This is a genomic window from Candidatus Competibacter phosphatis (genome assembly GCF_012939995.1).
In the GTDB taxonomy this organism is placed as follows: Bacteria; Pseudomonadota; Gammaproteobacteria; order Competibacterales; family Competibacteraceae; genus Competibacter; species Competibacter phosphatis.
Genome location: NZ_SPMZ01000009.1, coordinates 87,767 through 106,047, shown reverse-complemented (window position 1 = coordinate 106,047; position 18,281 = coordinate 87,767). Strand labels below are relative to the sequence as shown.

Below are 18,281 nucleotides of genomic sequence, written 5' to 3'. Positions count from 1 at the left end.
CTGGTTGCTTGGAAATACCCGTAGTGCACGGGATCGCGCCAAGGAAAAAGCGCGAGCAAACCTGATTGCGGCGATCTTGCCGATTCCGCGGGATCGGCGCGAAGATGAAAGGAGCATTTTGGAATTACCATGCACCCCGATAAGTTGAGACAACTGGCCAGCCAGGTTTTGACGATTGAAGCCCAAGCGGTGGAACAACTCAAAAGCCGCATTGATGGCGACTTCGTCAATGCCTGCGATCTCATGTTGCACTGCCAGGGCCGCATCGTGGTGCTCGGTATTGGCAAATCCGGGCACATCGGCGGCAAGATCGCGGCGACGCTGGCCAGCACCGGCAGCCCGGCCTTTTTTGTTCACCCGGCCGAAGCCAGCCACGGCGACATGGGCATGATCACCGCTCGGGATGTGGTGCTGGCGTTGTCCAATTCTGGGGAAACCGACGAGATTCTGACCCTGCTGCCGTTGCTCAAGCGGCTGGGCGTGCCGCTGATCGCCCTGACCGGCAATCCTGCTTCGACACTGGCGAACAATGCGGATGTGCATATCGACGTCAGCGTTTCCCAGGAAGCCTGTCCGCTCGGGCTGGCGCCGACTTCCAGCACCACCGCCACGCTGGCCATGGGCGACGCCCTGGCGGTCGCGCTGCTGGAAGCGCGCGGCTTCACCGCCGAGGATTTCGCCCGTTCCCACCCCGGTGGCCGATTGGGCCGCCGCCTGCTGCTGCTCACCGACGATGTGATGCACATCGGCGCGCAAATACCGCGCAACGTGCCCGACGATCTGCTAAAAGATGCCTTGCTGGAAATGAGCCGAAAAGGTCTGGGCACAACCGTGGTGGTGGATGGCGAAGAGCGGGTGCTGGGGGTGTTTACCGACGGCGACCTGCGCCGGGCACTGGACCGGCAGGTGGACGTGCATGCCGCTCGGGTCGCCGAAGTGATGATCCGCGACTGCAAGACCATCGCGTCCGGCACCTTGGCCGCCGAGGCGCTGCGGATGATGCAACAGTACAAGATCAACGCCCTGCCGGTGGTAAACTCCGTTGGGAAGCTGGCCGGCATCCTCAACATGCACGATCTGTTGCGCGCCGGCGTGTTGTAATCTCCATCCGGCGGAAGATCGATCATGCGCGATATCCTGAGCAAGGCTACCCAGATTCAGTTGGTCATCTTCGACGTGGACGGCGTGTTGACCGATGGCCACCTCTACCTGGGTAACGATGGCGACGAATACAAGGTCTTCCATATTCGGGACGGCCATGGCATCAAGATGCTGCTTGAGGCCGGCGTGGAGGTGGCCATCATCTCCGGTCGTCACGCCGCCTCGGTGGAGCGGCGCATGGCCGATTTGGGCATCCGCCATGCCTATTTGGGTGTGCAGGATAAATTGGCGGTGTTCAACAGCCTGCGGGCGCGGCTGGGTGTGGATGCGGAACAGGTGGCTTACGTGGGCGACGATCTGATCGATCTGCCGGTGATGACCCGGGTCGGTTTGGCCATCGCGGTGCAGGACGCCGACCCGTTCGTCAAACAGCACGCCCACTGGCAGACGCCCAGTTGCGGTGGGCGCGGCGCGGCGCGCGATGTCTGCGAGCTGCTGCTGGAAGCGCGCGGCCAATTGGCGGCCCTGCGCGGCCGGTATCTGTAGGGCGGCGGCCGGGTGAAAGAGGGCGGTGGCACGGTGCGCGGCAGCCTGTATCTGACCGGTCTGGCGTTGTTGGCCGGGTTGAGCTACAGCCTGTTGCGCTGGGTGGAATCCTCGTTGCGCGAACCGGTTCCAGTCGAGAGTCAGGAACCGGTGCTGGTGATCCAGCGGTTTCGGGCGGTGCGCATGACGGTTGCCGGCTTGCCGGAGTATGTGCTTGAGGCCCCTTTGTTGAAGCAATTGCCGGGTCAGCTCGGTACTCAGGTCGAGCAGCCGCAAATGGACTGGTATCAGCCGGATGGCCGGACCCGCGAATGGCGGCTGCGGTCCGAACAAGGTTGGATCGCCCCCAACCAGGAGCAGGTTCGACTGGAAGGCAAGGTAGTGATGATCCGTACCGCCGAGAGCGGCCAGCCACCGGTCACCATGACTACCCGCGACGTGCTGGTGCGGCCCGACAGCCGTTACGCCGAAACCGCCGCGCCGGCGCGGGCGGTGACGCCGGGCGGCGAGTTGCGTGCGGTCGGCGTGCGCGCCTATCTGGATCAGGAGCGCTTGGAACTGCTTTCCGAAGTGCGAGGTGTCTATGAATCCCCCAAGCCGTAAATTCGGACTGGCGCTGACGCTGACGCTGGTGGCGTCCCCGGCCGCCGCCCTGCCGGAGGATCGCGAGCAGCCGATTCATCTGGAAGCCAGCCGTGGCCAGTTGGACCAGAAGACCGGCGTGAGCGTTTACGAAGGCAACGTGGTGATCAGCCAGGGTTCGATGCGACTGACCGCCGACACCGCCACCATCCACGTCAAGGACAGCAGCTTCGAACGGATGGAAGCGGTGGGAAAGCCCGTCAACCTGCGCTACAAGCCGGCGGCCGACAAGCCGGAAATCCTGGGCACCAGCCAGCGGGTCGAATACAACGTCGGCAGCGCCAAAGTGGTCATGAGCGGCGATGCCCGGTTGGTGCAGGGACAGGATGTGTTTACCGGCGATCAGGTGGAATACGATCTCAAGGGCGATGTGGTGCGGGCGCGCGGCGCCGGCGCGAACGGTCGCATCCAGTTCACCATCCAGCCGCGCGGGCAAAGCGTGCTCCCCGCCACCAAGAAGCCCTGATATGGCCCAGTTGATTGCCAAGGAGGTCGTCAAGCGCTACCGCAAGCGGGTGGTGGTGGACGCCGCCTCGCTGACGGTCGCCAGCGGCGAAGTGGTCGGTCTGCTGGGGCCGAACGGCGCCGGCAAGACCACCACCTTTTACATGATGGTCGGTCTGATTCATTGCGACGAAGGGCGGGTGTTGTTGGACGACCGTGACCTGACCCATCTGCCGATGCACGCGCGGGCGCGGTTGGGGGTCGGCTACCTGCCTCAGGAACCGTCGATATTCCGGCGGCTGACGGTGTTGGACAATGTGATGGCGATTCTGGAAACCCGGCCGGATCTCACCAAAGCCGAGCGTCGACCGCTGGCCGAGGAACTGTTGCACGAGCTGCATGTCGGTCACTTGCACGACAGTTCCGGCATCAGCTTGTCGGGTGGGGAGCGCCGACGGGTGGAGATTGCCCGGGCCTTGGCGGCGCGGCCGGCGTTCATGTTGTTGGACGAGCCGTTTGCCGGAGTCGACCCGTTGTCGGTGCTGGATATCCAGCGCATCATCGGCCACCTGTGCGAGCGCCAGATCGGCGTGTTGATCACCGATCACAATGTCCGGGAGACCCTGGGGATTTGCGACCGCGCCTATATTCTCAACGAGGGCCGGGTGATCGCCGAAGGCGATCCCGGCGCGATTCTCGCCGATCAGCAAGTCCGTCGGGTCTATCTGGGTGAATCGTTCCAGCTTTGACCCAACGGGAATCGGTCGGCTGGCAAATGTCCGCCACGTTAGCCACTCTAGCCGAAAACCCGCTAGGATTATAGCTAGGTTAAGTGAAGCGGCTTGATGCAGGCTTGAATGGTTATGAGACAGTCATTACAGCTACGCCTGGGTCAGCAACTGACCATGACTCCCCAATTGCAGCAGGCGATTCGCCTGCTGCAATTGTCCAGCCTGGACTTGCAGGTGGAGGTGCAGGCGGTTCTCGACTCCAACCTGATGCTGGAGCAGGCCGACGAGCTGCAGGATCTGCCGGTGCGGCCGGAAACCTCCGCCGCTCAGACGGCGGACGGCTCCGAGACCGAAATCGACGCGGCGGCCAGTACCCTGCCGGACGAACTGCCGGTGGACAGCGCCTGGGAGGATGTCTACGAATCGTATGACGGCGCGACCAACTATTCCCGCGGCGAGGACGAGGAATGGGATCCCTACGAGCGCTATGCCGGCGCCGGGGAATCGTTGCGCGACCATTTGTACTGGCAGATGCGGCTGACGCCGTTCGACGAGCGGGAACTGGCGGTCGCCACCGCCATCATCGACGCGATCGGCGAATCCGGTTATTTGACCTTGTCGCTGGAGGAGATTTGCCAGGGTTTGCCCGATGAAATTGCGATGACGCCGGCCGAAGCCGAGAAAGTCTTGGGGCGGATTCAACGATTCGATCCGCAGGGCGTCGGCGCCCGCGGCCCGGCCGAATGCCTGTTGCTGCAACTGGAGACACTGCCGGCCGATACCCCGTGGCTGGCCGAGGCGCGCCGTCTGGTCGAGCATCATCTGGAACTGCTGGCCGAGCGCGATTTCACCGGCTTGATGCGCCGGCTCAAGGTGACGCGCGAGGCGCTACAGGGTATCGTGAGCCTGATTCAGTCGCTGGACCCGCATCCGGGTGCCCGCCTGTCCAACGCCGCGCCGCAGTACGTCGTGCCGGACGTGTTGGTCTACCGCCAGCGCCATACCTGGCGGGTCGAGCTGAACCCCGATAACATGCCCAAGCTGCGCATCAACGCCCGATACGCGGCCCTGGCGCGGCAAAGCGGCTCGAACGGCGATGCGGCCTATCTGAAAAACCATTTGCAGGAGGCGCGCTGGTTTCTCAAGAGCCTGCAAAATCGCAACGAGACCCTGCTCAAGGTGGCCACCTGCATCGTCGAACGTCAGCGGGAATTTCTGGAGCAGGGCGACGAGTACATGAAGCCGCTGATTCTGCGGGATGTCGCCGAGACACTGGGCATGCACGAATCGACCATCTCGCGGGTGACCACTCAGAAATACATGCATACGCCGCGAGGGATCTACGAGCTGAAATATTTCTTTTCCAGCCATGTCGGCACCAGCGACGGCGGCGAGTGTTCGTCCACCGCCATCCGTGCCATGATCCGCAAGCTGATCCAGGCGGAAAACCCCGGCAAGCCGCTCAGCGACGATAAGATCGCCAAACTGCTGGAGGCCGATGGAATTCAGGTGGCCCGGCGCACGGTGGCAAAATATCGGGAAGCCATGTCCGTGCCCTCTTCTTCGGATCGTAAACGCCTCGTCTGACCGGACGGGGAATACCCGCCCCGCAAGGGGCATTGCAACGGGAGCCCGGGGCATGCCGGACGGTTCGAATCCGCAACGGTCGAGCGACCGCCATGGATCGCGCGCCGCTCGACGGTTCCGACGCCCGACCCAAACAAGACCTGCCAGTCAGGAGCCCATGTCATGCAAATCAAACTGAGCGGACACCATGTGGAAATCACCCAGGCGCTGCACGACTACGTGCACGACAAGCTGGAGCGCATCGAGCGGCATTTCGACAACGTGACCAGCGCCCAGGTGATTCTCAGCGTCGATAAACTGAGCCAGAAGGCCGAAGCGACGATCCATGTGGCCGGTAACGAAATCTTCGCCGATGCCATCGACGAGGATATGTATGCCGCGCTTGATGCCCTGATCGATAAGGTCGACCGTCAGATCAAGAAACACAAGGAAAAACTGACGGACAAGCATCGTGGCGAAAAGGCGCGCAGCTATCCCCAGCCTTGAGTGAGTCTTATGGATATTACAGACCTGATTACCTCCGACCGGATCGTTTGCGACAGCGAAGTAGCCAGTAAGAAAAGGGTCATCGAGATCATGAGCGAGCTGCTCGCCACCGGTCAGCCCGATTTGGCGGTCCGGCCGATCTTCGATAGCCTGATCGGCCGGGAGCGTTTGGGGAGTACGGGTCTGGGCCATGGGGTCGCCCTGCCCCATGGTCGCTTCGAGCACAGCCAGCAGGCCATTGGCGCGTTCGTCAAGTTGAGGAAGGGTGTGGATTTCGACGCCATCGACCGGCAGCCCGTGGACTTGGTGTTCGGTCTGCTGGTGCCGGATCATTACACCGACGAACATCTCAAGATTCTTTCCTATCTGGCGGAAATGTTCAGCGACCAGGCGTTTTGCCAGCAATTGCGGGAAACCGATTCCGACCAGATGTTGTTTACCCGGTTCCAGACTTGGAAGCCGGCCGTCACGATCTTGCCATGAACCAGCCGGCGCGGGTGAAGGAGGTATTCCAGGCGCTGGAAACCGTGCTGAACCTGAGCTGGGCCGGCGGCGCGGCGGGGGCGGAACACATCTTGTGGCCGCCGGCCGAAGCCGGCGTACCCCTGTACGGCCGACTGAACTGGGTCCATGCGCCCCGGTTGCAAATCTGCGGTCCGGAGGAAAGTGATTTTTTCGGTCGACTCGAATCGACGGTGCGGGAGGCATTGATTCGCGATCTGCTGGCATTTCCCACCGGCGCGGTGCTGGTGTGCGGCGGCGTGGAGCCGGTCGAGGCGCTGCGGGTCGGCGCCGAGAAGGCCGGCATTCCGCTCTGGTCCAGTTCGGCCACGCCCGAAGTAGTGTTGGAGCAACTCGATCATTACCGGCATGGTCTGGATGCTTCCACCGTGGTGCACGGCGAGCTGCTTGAAGTGTTCGGCCTGGGAGTGCTGATCACCGGCGGTAGCGGCATCGGCAAGAGCGAGCTAGCCCTGGAACTGATCAGTCGCGGTCATCGTCTGATCGCCGACGATACCCCAACCCTGACCCGGGTGGCGTCGACGGTCCTGGAAGGGACCTGTCCGCCCGCGCTGAGCGATCTGCTGGAAGTGCGCGGGCTCGGCATTCTCAACATCCGCCGTATGTTTGGAGACAGTGCCATCAAGCGCAACAAGCGCGTCCGATTGATTCTCCACCTGGTCAAGATGGAGGAGATCTCGCCGCCGGCCGATGCCCGATTGCAGGGAATGCGGGAAAACCGGGCGATTCTGGGCGTCGGGGTACCGGCGATCACCCTGCCGATCGCGCCCGGCCGCAATCTGGCGGTGCTGGTGGAATGCGCGGTGCGTGATCACATCCTGCGGTTGGGCGGATATCGCGCCGAACAGGATCTGATGGCGCGCATGGAAAAAACCATGGCGAGGGCCATGCCATGCGAATAATCATCGTCAGCGGTTTGTCCGGCTCCGGCAAGACCATCGCGCTGCAAACCCTGGAAGACTTGGACTACTACTGCGTCGACAATCTGCCCTTCAAGCTGATTCTACCCTTGGCGCGGGAAATCACCGCCGCCAGCGACCTGTTGCCGCCGACCGTGGCGGTGGGGGTGGACGCACGCAATTTCATCGATGAATTGCACCGGTTTCCCACTGCGTTGACCGAACTGCGCGCCAGCGACCTGCGGGTGGATGTGTTGTTTTTGCAAGCCGACGACGAGACGCTGCTCAAGCGCTACAGCGAAACCCGGCGTCGGCATCCCCTGGCGTTGGGCGACATTCCGCTGCGGGAAGCGATCCAGCAGGAACGACGCTTGCTGGAGCCGATCATCGCCTGCGCCGATCTGATCGTCGATACCAGCGACACCAATCTCTACCAATTGCGCGAGTTGATTCGCGCCCGCGTGCACGAGACGCCCGGCGAAGCGATGTCGCTGCTGTTCGAATCGTTTGGGTTCAAGAATGGCGTACCCGCCGACGCCGATTTCGTGTTCGATGTGCGTTGTCTGCCCAACCCGCACTGGGAGCCGCAGTTGCGTCCGCTGACCGGATTGGACGCGGCCGTGATCGATTTTCTCGGCCGCCAGTCGGACGTCGGCGCGATGATCGCCGACATCGGCCATTTTCTGGAGGGATGGTTGCCGCGATTCGAGCGCAGCGAGCGGAGTTATCTGAGCGTCGCCATCGGGTGTACCGGCGGCCAGCATCGCTCGGTGTTCGTCGCCGAGGCCCTGGCCCGCCATTTCGGCGGACTGCGTGACTATGTCATGGTCCGTCATCGAGAACTAAAATTGACGGTGTAGCCCAATGAGCGATTGGATCGGCTGGGGAATAGAGGGAGCGTCAAGGTGTTGAAGCGGGAAATTGTCATCATCAACCGACTGGGGTTGCACGCCCGAGCCGCCGCCAAGTTCGTGACTCTGGCGGCCGGATTCGACGCCGAAATCCGGCTGCTGCGCGACGGGCGCGAAGTCAACGGTAAAAGCATCATGGGTGTCATGATGCTGGCGGCTGCGCGTGGCGCCCAATTGGAGTTGTGCGCCAGCGGTCCCGAGGCCGAGCAGGCGCTCGAACATCTCGAAGATCTGGTGCGCCGCCGTTTCGACGAGAGCGAATGAGAGGGCTTCCGCATGCCGTTTTCGCTGCATGGCATCGGGGTTTCCCGGGGGTATGCGATCGGCAGAACCTACCTGCTGCAGCGCAACCAGCCGGAAATCACCGAGTACACCATCCCCGACGCCATCATCGAGGATGAAGTCCAGCGTTTTCTGAATAGTCTGGAGATAGCCAGGCGGCAATTGCGCGATGTGCGGGTCCAGGTTCCTCCGACGGCGCCGACGGAGGTTGCCGCCTTTATCGACACCCATTTGCTGATGCTGGAAGACGCGACTTTCACCGAGGCGCCGATCAAGCTGATTCGCACACGCAAGTGCAATGCCGAATGGGCGTTGAAGATCCAGCGGGATCTGCTGGTCCAGGTATTCGAGGACATGGACGACCCGTATCTGCGCACCCGCAAGGACGATGTGGAGCATGTGGTGCGGCGGGTGCAGCGTGTGCTGGTGACCGAGGACCCGTCTTATCTGAACGACCCCGACTACACCGAACTGGCGTCCAGTCGTTTGGAGGGACGCATCGTCGTCGCCGACGATCTGACTCCGGCCGACACCATCCTGATGCAACATCAGGGGGTGCTGGCTTTTGTGACCGAGTACGGTGGCCCGTTGTCCCACACCGCCATTCTGGCGCGCAGCCTGGGCATCCCGGCGGTGGTCGGCGCGCGTAACGCCCGCGCTTACCTGGGCCATGACGAACCGGTGATCGTCGATGGTCGCCAAGGTGTGATTCTGCTCGGTTTGGACGAGCGGATCTTGCGCTATTACCGCCACAAGCAGAAGGAGGAGCGCCAGCAGCAACGTGAGTTGAACAAGCTCAAGGGCAAGCCGGCGATCACTCGCGACGGGCTGACGATCGCGTTGTACGCCAACATCGAATTGCCGGAGGATGCCGCGGCGGTGCGGGACGTGGTGGCCGACGGGGTCGGTCTGTACCGCACCGAGTTCCTGTTCATGAATCGTCCGGACGTGCCGGACGAGGAAGAGCATCTGGCTTCCTATCTGCACGTAATCAAGACGCTGGAAGGCAGCCCCATCACCATTCGCACCGCCGACCTTGGCGCCGACAAGCAGGTGGACGGCGGCCGTGGCGGCGGCCCGGTCTGCACCAACCCGGCGCTCGGCTTGCGAGCGATTCGGATGTGTCTCAAGGATCTGGCGATGTTCCGCCCGCAGTTGCGCGCCATCTTGCGGGCTTCGGCGCACGGGCCAGTGCGGATGATGATTCCGATGCTGTCCGCCATTCAGGAGGTTTTCCAGGTGCTGCGGCTGGTGGCGGAGACCAAGCAGGAATTGCGCGATCGGGGTCTGGCTTTCGACGAGAAGATGCCGGTCGGCGGCATGATCGAAGTGCCGGCGGCGGCGGTGTGCGCGCCCCAATTCGCCCGCTATCTGGATTTTCTGTCGATCGGCACCAACGATCTGATCCAGTACACCCTGGCCATCGACCGGGTGGACGACGAGATCAACTATCTCTACGATCCGTTGCATCCGGCGGTGCTGATGCTGATCCACAACACCATCCTCGCCGGTCACAAAGCCGGCATTCCGGTCAGCCTGTGCGGGGAGATGGCCGGCGATCCCCGCTACACCCGGTTGTTGCTGGGGCTCGGTCTGACTCAGTTCAGCATGCACCCCACCGCCTTGCTGGAGATCAAGCGGGTCATTCAGAGTAGCGAGGTCGCTGAGTTGGTGTCGGTGGTCCGCCGCCTGCTGCGCACCACCGACGCCGAGAAATACACCGAAGCGCTCAAGAGCGTCGCCCAGAATTGATCCTTACTTTCAGGGCTTTCAGGGCTTTCAGGGCCGCCGCCGGCCGGATGGCGAGCGTTGGTGGCCGCTCCTGTTGTCTAGACGGCGGATCGACGGCTTGCCAGCCAGTCGCGGACGGCGGGACCGGTGCCGATGGTCCACGGCTTCAGCCGTTCGATCGGCACGCGTTTGATGTCGGCCAGTTCCTCGCCGAGGGTGATGGGTCCGTGCGCCGGCACATGGAAAGCCAGCAACAACTGGTTCATCTCGAAAAACGGGTAATAGCCGATGAAGCGGGCGGTGGCGACGTCCAGGCCCAGTTCTTCGCGCACCTCGCGCAGAACGGCGGCGTCCGGGGTTTCGCCCCGCTCCAGAAAACCGGTGATCAGCCCATACATTTTCTCCGGCCAGCCCCGGTTGCGGGCCAGAATGACCGCGCCGTCCAATTCGACGATGGCGGCGACCACCGGCACCGGGTTGTCCCAATGCACATAGCCGCAGTTGGCGGCGTTGCAGTGCTGTCGGGAGCGGCCGTCGATGGCGGCGCTTTGCAAGGAGTTGCCGCATTGCGGGCAAAAATTGACTGACATCGCGAATCGTCCGGTAGCGTGGAGGAGGGCAGCGTCCATCCGCCAAAAAATCGACTTCTGACTTATAATATTTTTTCACGGCGGCTCACCAGTGCCGCCGTTTTTGATTTTGGAAAGCGGATTGCGGAATTTCCGCACCGGGCCGGAGCGAATGTTCCCCAAGCCGCTGTGCGACCACCAGAACGGATTGCCGGCAATCCGTATTTTTCAGCGATCCCTATTCATGAAACCACGCCATTTTCTCAGCCTGTTCGATCTGGCGCCCGCGGAGTTGCGGCACGTACTGCGGCGCGCCGGCGAGTTGAAGACGCAATACCGTCGGGGGGGAGCGCTATGTGCCGTTTCCCCAGAAGGTGTTGGGCATGATTTTCGAAAAAGCCTCGACTCGCACCCGGATTTCCTTCGAGGCCGGCATCGTGCAATTGGGAGGCGGCGCCATCTTCCTGTCGCCGCGCGATACGCAACTGGGTCGAGGCGAACCGATCGAGGATACCGCGCGGGTGTTGTCGAGCATGGTGGATCTGGTGATGATCCGTGCTTACGAGCATGCCAAGGTAGAGCATTTCGCCGCGTATTCCAGCGTGCCGGTCATCAACGGGCTGACCGACTACAACCATCCCTGCCAATTGCTGGCCGACATTCAGACCTTCATCGAGCATCGCGGCGACATTCGCGGGCGGACCGTGACCTGGATCGGTGACGGCAACAATATGTGCAACAGCTATCTTAGCGCCGCCTGCCAGTTCGATTTCCAGTTGCGGATCGCCGTGCCGGTCGGCTATGAGCCGGACGCGGATTTACTCGAACAGGCGGCCGGCCGGGTGGTGTTGCTGCGCGATCCGCTGGTCGCGGCCCGAGGAGCCGATCTGATCGCCACCGACGTATGGTCGAGCATGGGCAAGGAAGAGGAGCAGCAACGACGGCTACAGGATTTCAAGGGCTATCAGGTCAACGCCGAGGTCATGGCCCAGGCCAAGCCCGAGGCGATTTTCCTGCATTGCCTGCCGGCGCATCGAGGCGAGGAGGTCAGTGCCGAGGTCATCGACGGACCGCAAAGCCAGGTGTGGGAGGAGGCCGAAAATCGCCTGCACGCTCAGAAGGCGCTGATGGAATTTCTGTTGTCGGATGCGCCGGTTTCCGCTTGAAATGGCTGGAACGGGCCAGTCGCGGTTTCCGCGTCTGGCCGGCGACCGCGCAAGTGGAACGACGGCCTACATAGCCGGATGCTATAAGCTTGCGCCGAAGCCGTCTGGCGGAAGCGCGGGCGAATCTGATAGATTAACCGACGCGAATCGTCGTTGTTTCGCGCCCTCTTGCATGCCTACGCTGTTCCCGTCGCCACCGCCTGTCGGGGTCGCATTCGCAACCGCGAGCGTTTCTTACGAGCTCTTCTCCAGATTCGCGGGCTATTTTCCACGGCCCGGAATATTACTGTCCGGACATCGCGCGCCATGAAAGAATATGCGCTGATTCTGATCGGGACGATCCTGGTCAACAATTTCGTTTTGGTGAAATTTCTGGGCTTGTGCCCCTTCATGGGGGTTTCCCGCAAGCTGGAAACCGCCATGGGCATGGGGTTGGCCACCACCTTCGTGCTGACGCTGTCGTCGATTTGCGCTTATCTGGCCGACGAGTATCTGCTGGCGCCGCTGGGGCTGGAGTATCTGCGCACCATCGCCTTCATTCTGGTGATCGCAGTGGTGGTGCAATTCACCGAGATGGTGGTGCACAAGACCAGTCCCTTGCTGTATCAGGTGCTGGGGATCTATCTGCCGCTGATCACCACCAACTGCGCGGTGCTGGGGGGTGGCGCTGCTCAACGTGCAGACTCGACACGGCTTCGTCGAGTCGGGTTTGTACGGCTTCGGGGCGGCGATCGGTTTCTCGCTGGTGATGGTGCTGTTCGCGGCCATGCGCGAGCGCATCGCGGTGGCGGATGTGCCGGTGCCGTTTCGCGGGGCGGCGATCGCCTTGGTGACCGCCGGGCTGATGTCGCTGGCGTTCATGGGTTTTTCCGGTTTGGCCAGAGGTTGAGACAATGATTGCGGCAATTGTGGTGCTGAGCGCCCTGGCGGGGATTTCGGGCCTGCTGCTGGGGTTTGCCGCCGTGCGCTTCAAGGTCGAAGGCGATCCCATCGTGGACAAGATCGACGCCATCCTGCCGCAGACCCAGTGCGGTCAATGCGGTTATGCCGGATGCCGGCCGTATGCCGAAGCCATCGCCGCTGGCGAGGCGGACATCAACCAGTGTCCGCCGGGCGGCGAAAACGGCATCGTCGCCTTGGCCGAACTGCTAGGCTGCGATCCCAAGCCGCTCAATCCGGACAATGGGATCGAAAAACCGAAGATGGTCGCGGTCATCGACGAGCAGAACTGTATCGGTTGCACCTTGTGCATCCAGGCTTGTCCGGTGGACGCCATTCTCGGCGCGGCCAAACATATGCATACGGTCATCGACCGGGAGTGCACCGGTTGCGAGCTGTGTTTGGCGCCGTGTCCGGTGGATTGCATCGACATGGTGCCGGTCGTGCAAACCATTGCGAACTGGAAGTGGGCCTATCCGAATCCGACCCCCGAGATCCACCGGCCAACGGATCGAGCCGCCGCATGAGCGCCTTGTTTCCGTTTCACGGCGGGCTCAAGACCGTCCGTCACAAGATCGAATCCAACCAAGGATCGATCCTGGCCGGTCCCTTGCCCCGGCAGTTGACGGTGCCGCTGCGTCAGCATATCGGCGCCATCGCCAAGCCTCTGGTGCAGGCCGGCGACCGGGTGCTGAAAGGTCAGATGATCGGCCAGGCCGACGGCTATATCAGCGCCGCCGTGCACGCGCCGAGCTCGGGCATGGTGACGGCGGTGGAATCGCGGCCGGTGCCGCACCCCTCCGGCCTGCCGGATGCGTGCGTGATCATCGACACCGACGGCGAGGAACGCTGGATCGAGCGGCAAGCGGTGGATTACCGTCGGCTGCATTCGAGCGAGGTGCGCGGCGCGTTGCGCAATGCCGGCGTGGTCGGACTGGGCGGCGCGGTGTTTCCCAGCGCGGTCAAGCTGAATCCGGGTGGCCATGACAAGTCGCTGGACACCTTGATCTTGAACGGCGCCGAGTGCGAGCCCTGGATCACTTGCGACGACCGACTGATGCGCGAGCGCGCGGCTGGGATCGTCGCCGGTCTGCACGTCATGGTGCATCTGCTGGAACCGCGCGAGGTGTTGATCGGCATCGAGGACGACAAACCGGATGCCGCCGCCGCCATGACCGCGGCTTGCGCCGGCACCGGTTATCAGGTCCGAGTGGTGCCGACCCGCTATCCCAGCGGCAGCGTGAAACAACTGGTCCATCTACTGACCGGGAAGGAAATCCCGTTCGACGGCCTGCCGGCCGATATTGGCGTCCAGTGTTTCAATGTCGCCACCGCCCATGCCGTTCACCGCGCCATCGATTTTGGCGAGCCGGTGCTGTCCCGCGTCGTCACCGTGACCGGCCAAGTCGCCCAGCCGGGCAACGTCGAGGTCCTGCTCGGTACGCCGTTCGCGGCGCTGGTCGAGTTGTGCGGTGGCTATTGGGATGGAGTCGAGCGGCTGATCATGGGCGGGCCGATGATGGGATTTGCCCTGCACGACGACGGGGTCCCGGTGACCAAGGCCACCAACTGCATCCTCGCCGCCGGCGCCGAGGCGTTGCCGCCCGAACAGCCGCCGATGCCCTGCATCCGTTGCGGGGCTTGCGTCGAAGTATGCCCGGCCAACCTCCTGCCGCAGCAGTTGTACTGGCATGCCCGCGCCAAGGAGTTCGACAAGGCGCAGGATTATCACTTGTTCAGTTGCATCGAATGCGGCTGTTGCAGCACTGTTTGCCCCAGCCACATCCCGTTGGTGCAGTTCTACCGCTACGCCAAGAACGAAATCTGGGCGCAGGAAAAGGAGAAGCAAAAAGCTGAGCTGGCCCGGCAGCGGCATCAGGCCCGGCTGGAGCGGCTGGAACGCGAGCAAAAGGAACGGGAGGCCAAACTGCGCCAGAAAACGCCACCTCGGCCCGTGCCGGCGGCCAAGGCGCTCGAAGTGGATCAGTTGCCCATCGAGGCGGCGGTCGCCCGCGCCCGGCCGGAGCGAGGCGCGGCGCCAGTGGACGAGCCACAACCATCGGTTGCGGTCACCGCCGATGGTGCCGAGCGGGACGGCTGAGCGGCGATGCGTTTCAAGACCGCGACTTCTCCGCATATCCTACGCGAAACCGGCGTCGGTCAAGTGATGCGCCGGGTGTTGTATGCGATGGCGCCCGGCATCGCGGCGCTGGCCTGGTTTTTCGGTTGGGGCGTGCTGGTCAATCTGACGCTGGCCACCGTGGTGGCGCTGGTGGCGGAAACGCTGATGCTGGCGGCGCGCGGCAAGCCGCTGGCCTTGCATCTGGGCGACTGTAGCGCCGTGGTCACCGCCTGGCTGCTGGCGGCGGCGCTGCCGTCGCTGGCGCCGTGGTGGTTGACCGCCCTGGGCGTCGCCTTCGCCATCGTGGTCGCCAAGCATCTCTACGGCGGCTTGGGCTATAACCCCTTCAATCCGGCCATGGTCGGCTACGTGGTGCTGCTGATCTCGTTTCCACGCGAGATGAGCACTTGGCCGATTCCCCACGGGGTTGGGCAGGCGCACGTACTGGGTTTGCCGGAAACGCTGGAGATCGTGTTCGGCGGCGCGGGACGCCTGGTTGTGGACGGACTGACCGGCGCGACGCCGCTCGATGTGTTGCGCACCCAATTGGGTCTGGGATTGACGGTGACCGAGATCCGCAACAGCCCGGTGTTCGGGATCGTGTCCGGCAGCGGCTGGGAATGGGCGGCACTGGGTTTTCTGGCTGGTGGGCTGTGGTTGGTTTACATCCGTGCCGCCGACTGGCGGATTCCGGCCGGGATGCTGGGCGGATTGGCGGCGATCGCCACCGTGTTCTACTTGGTGGACCCGCAACGCTACGCACCGCCCTGGTTTCACGTCTGGAGCGGCGCGGCGATCTTCGGCGCTTTCTTCATCGCCACCGACCCGGTCACGGCCAGCACCACGCCGCGCGGCCGACTGATTTACGGAGCCGGAATCGGCGTGCTGGTCTACGTCATCCGGGCGTTTGGCGGTTATCCCGACGGGGTAGCGTTTGCCGTGCTGCTGATGAACATCGCCGCGCCCACCATCGATCTGTATACCCAACCTCGGGTGTTTGGAGCACGGGGTCGATGAAAACCATTGTGCGTAGCATGGGGATCGCCGCCCTGATCCTGACCAGCTTCGCCGTGGTTGGCACCGGACTGGTCGCTGTGACCCATAGCGGCACCAAGGACATCATCGCCGCAGCCAACCGAGCGGCGCTAGAAGCGAGCCTGAATCGGTTGGTGCCGGCCGAACGCTACGATAACCATGTGATCGATGACCGTATCGAGGTGGTGGCGCCGGAGTGGTTGGGCACCGATCAGCCGGTGGCCGTTTACCGAGCCCGTCGCGACGGCCAGCCGGTGGCGCTGTTCGCCACGCCCACCGCGCCGGACGGGTACAGTGGGCCGATCCAGTTGCTGGTCGGGGTGTATGCTGACGGAACCCTGGCCGGAGTGCGAGTGCTGGCGCACAAGGAAACGCCGGGTCTGGGTGACGCCATCGACGAGAAACGTTCATCGTGGATCCTGGCGTTTGCGGGCCGCTCGCTGACCGATCCGACGCCGGAAAAATGGAAAGTCAAAAAGGATGGTGGCGTGTTCGACCAGTTCACCGGCGCGACCATTACCCCGCGCGCGGTGGTCAAGGCTACCCATAAGTTTCTGGAGTATGTCCAGACCCACCACGAACAATTGTTTGCCCCGGCGGTTGGTGCGAAGACGGCCGGCCAGTCTTCCCGCCCCTGAAAAGAATCCGAGGGCGCGAGGGCGATCTGTGCGAGAGGAGCGATCATGAGCGAAACGAGTTATGGGAAGATTCTCAAGGACGGCATGTGGACCCAGAACACGGGCTTCGTGGCGCTGCTGGGTTTATGCCCACTGCTGGCGGTGTCGAGTTCGGTGGTCAACGGTCTGGGACTCGGTCTGGCGACCACCTTGGTGCTGCTGACCTCCAACATGGCGGTGTCGCTGATCCGCAATCTGGTGCGGCCGGAGGTGCGAATTCCGGTGTTCGTCATGGTGATTGCCTGTGTGGTGACTGCCGTGGAACTGGCGATGCATGCCTTTTTGCCGGGGCTCTACACCGTACTGGGTATTTTTATCCCGCTGATCGTTACCAACTGCTGCGTGATCGGCCGCGCCGAGGCGTTCGCGTTCAAGAACGGCGTGGCGAAGGCGGCGGTGGATGGGATCGCCACTGGCTTGGGGTTTCTGCTGGCGCTGGTACTGTTGGGTGCGCTGCGGGAGGCGGTGGGGCAGGGGACGCTGTTCGCACAGGCCGATTTGCTGTTCGGAGAATTTGGCAAAGGTTTGACCCTGCATCTGATCGATGATTATCGCGGCTTTCTGTTGGCGATTCTGCCACCGGGGGCGTTCATCGGTCTGGGTTGCCTGATCGCCGTCAAGAATGTGCTCGACGCCCGCGCCAAGCGCCGGGCTGAAGCCAGGCCGGTGGGCGTGTTGCACGAAGCGGGTGTCTGAAGGAACGTTGCCATCAGCGGAGCCGCGTTTTGTGCGGCTTCGGCCTGATGGCTTGATTATGAATTTTTACGTATCGATGGCGGCAGGTGTTTCATTACCCTGCTTTCCAACAATCTTACCAGGATTGGATCCATTCGATCATACTCATCGGGAATATCCAAACAAACCAATTTCTTTCCTTTGAGTAGATCCTTGAACTTTTTTTGAGACCTTGTTGCGGTGGCTACGCTCCATAACAAAGATAATATCCGCCCACTCAATGAGATCACCGCTGACGGGCGTTTTCGAATCCGCGTTTGTTCCGCAGCCAATTGCGGAGATACTTTCGTAATTGGAAAATACCTCTTCGCCGGTTGGGCTGCGCAATCTGTTTTCACTGCATACAAATAATAAATTCATTTGGATCCAAAGTAGTGCTGCGGAAAGTTGATATATATGGCAAGAAAATCAACAGCTCCGCCCGTTTCCTGGTTTGCAGCGGCTCATCTAATCATCCGTAATTCAGCATAAGATTATTCTGGCTTACGCTTCAACCACCCCCCGATCTTATGGAACTCGTTGACAGCCCCACCGACACCGAGAATCAGCATTTGCACACCGATTACGGCGAGAATCAGGCCCATTAGTCGTGTAACGACCTTTATGCCATTGTGTCCGATGTAATTGACGAAGCGTTCACCAGAAACAAAAAAACACATAACTGATGACGCAGAGCACGAAGAAAGCCCCGACCGTTACGATAAATTCCGATACCCCGCCGGCCGATGCGAAGTTCATGGCGGTGGCAATCGTGCCGGGTCCTGCTAGGATCGGCATGGCGAGTGGTGTGATGGCGATCTCCAATTTGTCGTCCAAGCATTTTTGCTTGTCCTCCTGACTGGGATGTTGAATCGGGGAGTGTTCGCCTCCTTGAAGCATGTGGTAGCCGACCAGGGCGACCAGGATTCCACCCATGATACGAAAGGACGACAGGGTAATTCCGAATAGATCGAATATCAACTTGCCTGCGGCTGAGAAAATGATAATGATAACGAGGCTTAAGAATAGTGCCTTGGCGGCAATCTTACGCCTGACGTTGGGGTCATCTTCAGCAGTGAGCCCTAGAAATACCGGCGTGTTGGCAATGGGATTCATGATGGCGAAAAATCCCATAAATACCGTGAAAGCATGATTGATGAAGGAATCCACGATTTTT

At 62.0% G+C, this 18,281-nt stretch carries 18 protein-coding genes and 4 pseudogenes; 19 read left to right on the top strand and 3 right to left on the bottom strand.

Annotated elements, in window-relative coordinates; genetic code table 11:
• Window positions 1–129: 129 nt before the first annotated feature.
• The 12 genes from E4P82_RS03110 (at window position 130) to ptsP (ending at window position 9,903) form a co-directional block, all read left to right on the top strand.
• Entirely contained in the window at window positions 130–1,101 is a 972-nt protein-coding gene (locus tag E4P82_RS03110; RefSeq protein WP_169247521.1) for a KpsF/GutQ family sugar-phosphate isomerase, read from the top strand.
• A 24-nt stretch (window positions 1,102–1,125) separates the two neighbouring features.
• A complete protein-coding gene (kdsC, locus tag E4P82_RS03105) occupies window positions 1,126–1,647 on the top strand; it encodes a 3-deoxy-manno-octulosonate-8-phosphatase KdsC (RefSeq protein ID WP_169247520.1) in 522 nt (173 codons plus the stop codon).
• A gap of 12 nt (window positions 1,648–1,659) precedes the next feature.
• Entirely contained in the window at window positions 1,660–2,250 is a 591-nt protein-coding gene (lptC, locus tag E4P82_RS03100; RefSeq protein ID WP_169247519.1) for an LPS export ABC transporter periplasmic protein LptC, read from the top strand.
• The gene (lptA, locus tag E4P82_RS03095) at window positions 2,231–2,755 is read left to right on the top strand and encodes a lipopolysaccharide transport periplasmic protein LptA (RefSeq protein ID WP_169247518.1); all 525 of its coding nucleotides are present in this window, start codon (window positions 2,231–2,233) and stop codon (window positions 2,753–2,755) included. Before lptC ends, lptA begins: the two co-directional genes overlap by 20 nt.
• A gap of 1 nt (window position 2,756) precedes the next feature.
• Window positions 2,757–3,482, top strand: coding sequence for an LPS export ABC transporter ATP-binding protein (gene lptB, locus E4P82_RS03090; RefSeq protein ID WP_169247517.1), 726 nt, complete (start codon window positions 2,757–2,759; stop codon window positions 3,480–3,482).
• Window positions 3,483–3,596: 114 nt separating this feature from the next.
• On the top strand, window positions 3,597–5,051 hold the full coding sequence (locus tag E4P82_RS03085; RefSeq protein ID WP_169247516.1) for an RNA polymerase factor sigma-54: 1,455 nt from the start codon (window positions 3,597–3,599) through the stop codon (window positions 5,049–5,051).
• 162 nt (window positions 5,052–5,213) lie between these two features.
• A complete protein-coding gene (gene hpf / locus E4P82_RS03080; RefSeq protein WP_169247515.1) occupies window positions 5,214–5,537 on the top strand; it encodes a ribosome hibernation-promoting factor, HPF/YfiA family in 324 nt (107 codons plus the stop codon).
• A 9-nt stretch (window positions 5,538–5,546) separates the two neighbouring features.
• Window positions 5,547–6,020 carry a PTS sugar transporter subunit IIA gene (locus tag E4P82_RS03075; RefSeq protein WP_169247514.1) on the top strand — a complete coding sequence of 158 codons (474 nt, stop codon included), beginning with the start codon at window positions 5,547–5,549 and terminating at the stop codon, window positions 6,018–6,020.
• Window positions 6,017–6,961, top strand: coding sequence for an HPr(Ser) kinase/phosphatase (gene hprK, locus E4P82_RS03070; RefSeq protein WP_169247513.1), 945 nt, complete (start codon window positions 6,017–6,019; stop codon window positions 6,959–6,961). Before E4P82_RS03075 ends, hprK begins: the two co-directional genes overlap by 4 nt.
• The gene (rapZ, locus tag E4P82_RS03065; protein WP_169247512.1) at window positions 6,952–7,818 is read left to right on the top strand and encodes an RNase adapter RapZ; all 867 of its coding nucleotides are present in this window, start codon (window positions 6,952–6,954) and stop codon (window positions 7,816–7,818) included. The genes hprK and rapZ overlap by 10 nt, the downstream gene beginning before the upstream one ends.
• Before the next feature lie 45 nt (window positions 7,819–7,863).
• Entirely contained in the window at window positions 7,864–8,133 is a 270-nt protein-coding gene (locus tag E4P82_RS03060) for an HPr family phosphocarrier protein (protein WP_169247511.1), read from the top strand.
• A 12-nt stretch (window positions 8,134–8,145) separates the two neighbouring features.
• The gene (gene ptsP / locus E4P82_RS03055; RefSeq protein WP_169247510.1) at window positions 8,146–9,903 is read left to right on the top strand and encodes a phosphoenolpyruvate--protein phosphotransferase; all 1,758 of its coding nucleotides are present in this window, start codon (window positions 8,146–8,148) and stop codon (window positions 9,901–9,903) included.
• A 77-nt stretch (window positions 9,904–9,980) separates the two neighbouring features.
• Here the strand turns inward: ptsP and E4P82_RS03050 are convergent, their stop codons facing one another.
• Window positions 9,981–10,472: an NUDIX domain-containing protein gene (locus E4P82_RS03050; protein WP_169247509.1), complete on the bottom strand. Its 492-nt coding sequence runs from the start codon at window positions 10,470–10,472 to the stop codon at window positions 9,981–9,983.
• A 223-nt stretch (window positions 10,473–10,695) separates the two neighbouring features.
• On the opposite strand from E4P82_RS03050, the pseudogene argF reads away from it, so the two are divergent.
• From argF to E4P82_RS03015, 7 genes and pseudogenes are all read left to right on the top strand, one after another.
• Window positions 10,696–11,617 (top strand): annotated as a pseudogene (gene argF, locus E4P82_RS03045) (ornithine carbamoyltransferase).
• Between the two features lie 306 nt (window positions 11,618–11,923).
• Window positions 11,924–12,506, top strand: a pseudogene (rsxA, locus tag E4P82_RS03040) (electron transport complex subunit RsxA).
• Window positions 12,507–12,510: 4 nt separating this feature from the next.
• Window positions 12,511–13,083, top strand: a complete 573-nt coding sequence (gene rsxB, locus E4P82_RS03035; protein WP_169247508.1) for an electron transport complex subunit RsxB — start codon at window positions 12,511–12,513, stop codon at window positions 13,081–13,083.
• Window positions 13,080–14,657: an electron transport complex subunit RsxC gene (gene rsxC / locus E4P82_RS03030; RefSeq protein ID WP_169247507.1), complete on the top strand. Its 1,578-nt coding sequence runs from the start codon at window positions 13,080–13,082 to the stop codon at window positions 14,655–14,657. Before rsxB ends, rsxC begins: the two co-directional genes overlap by 4 nt.
• Before the next feature lie 6 nt (window positions 14,658–14,663).
• Window positions 14,664–15,695: an electron transport complex subunit RsxD gene (rsxD, locus tag E4P82_RS03025; RefSeq protein ID WP_169247506.1), complete on the top strand. Its 1,032-nt coding sequence runs from the start codon at window positions 14,664–14,666 to the stop codon at window positions 15,693–15,695.
• A complete protein-coding gene (gene rsxG, locus E4P82_RS03020; protein ID WP_246327326.1) occupies window positions 15,692–16,351 on the top strand; it encodes an electron transport complex subunit RsxG in 660 nt (219 codons plus the stop codon). The genes rsxD and rsxG overlap by 4 nt, the downstream gene beginning before the upstream one ends.
• Window positions 16,352–16,396: 45 nt before the next feature.
• Window positions 16,397–17,086: an electron transport complex subunit E gene (locus E4P82_RS03015; RefSeq protein ID WP_169247505.1), complete on the top strand. Its 690-nt coding sequence runs from the start codon at window positions 16,397–16,399 to the stop codon at window positions 17,084–17,086.
• A 56-nt stretch (window positions 17,087–17,142) separates the two neighbouring features.
• On the opposite strand, the pseudogene E4P82_RS03010 reads toward E4P82_RS03015, so the two are convergent.
• Together E4P82_RS03010 and E4P82_RS03005 are read right to left on the bottom strand one after the other, a co-directional pair.
• Window positions 17,143–17,485: pseudogene (locus E4P82_RS03010) on the bottom strand (low molecular weight protein tyrosine phosphatase family protein).
• A 113-nt stretch (window positions 17,486–17,598) separates the two neighbouring features.
• Window positions 17,599–18,274 (bottom strand): annotated as a pseudogene (locus E4P82_RS03005) (MarC family protein).
• Between the last annotated feature and the right edge of the window lie 7 nt (window positions 18,275–18,281).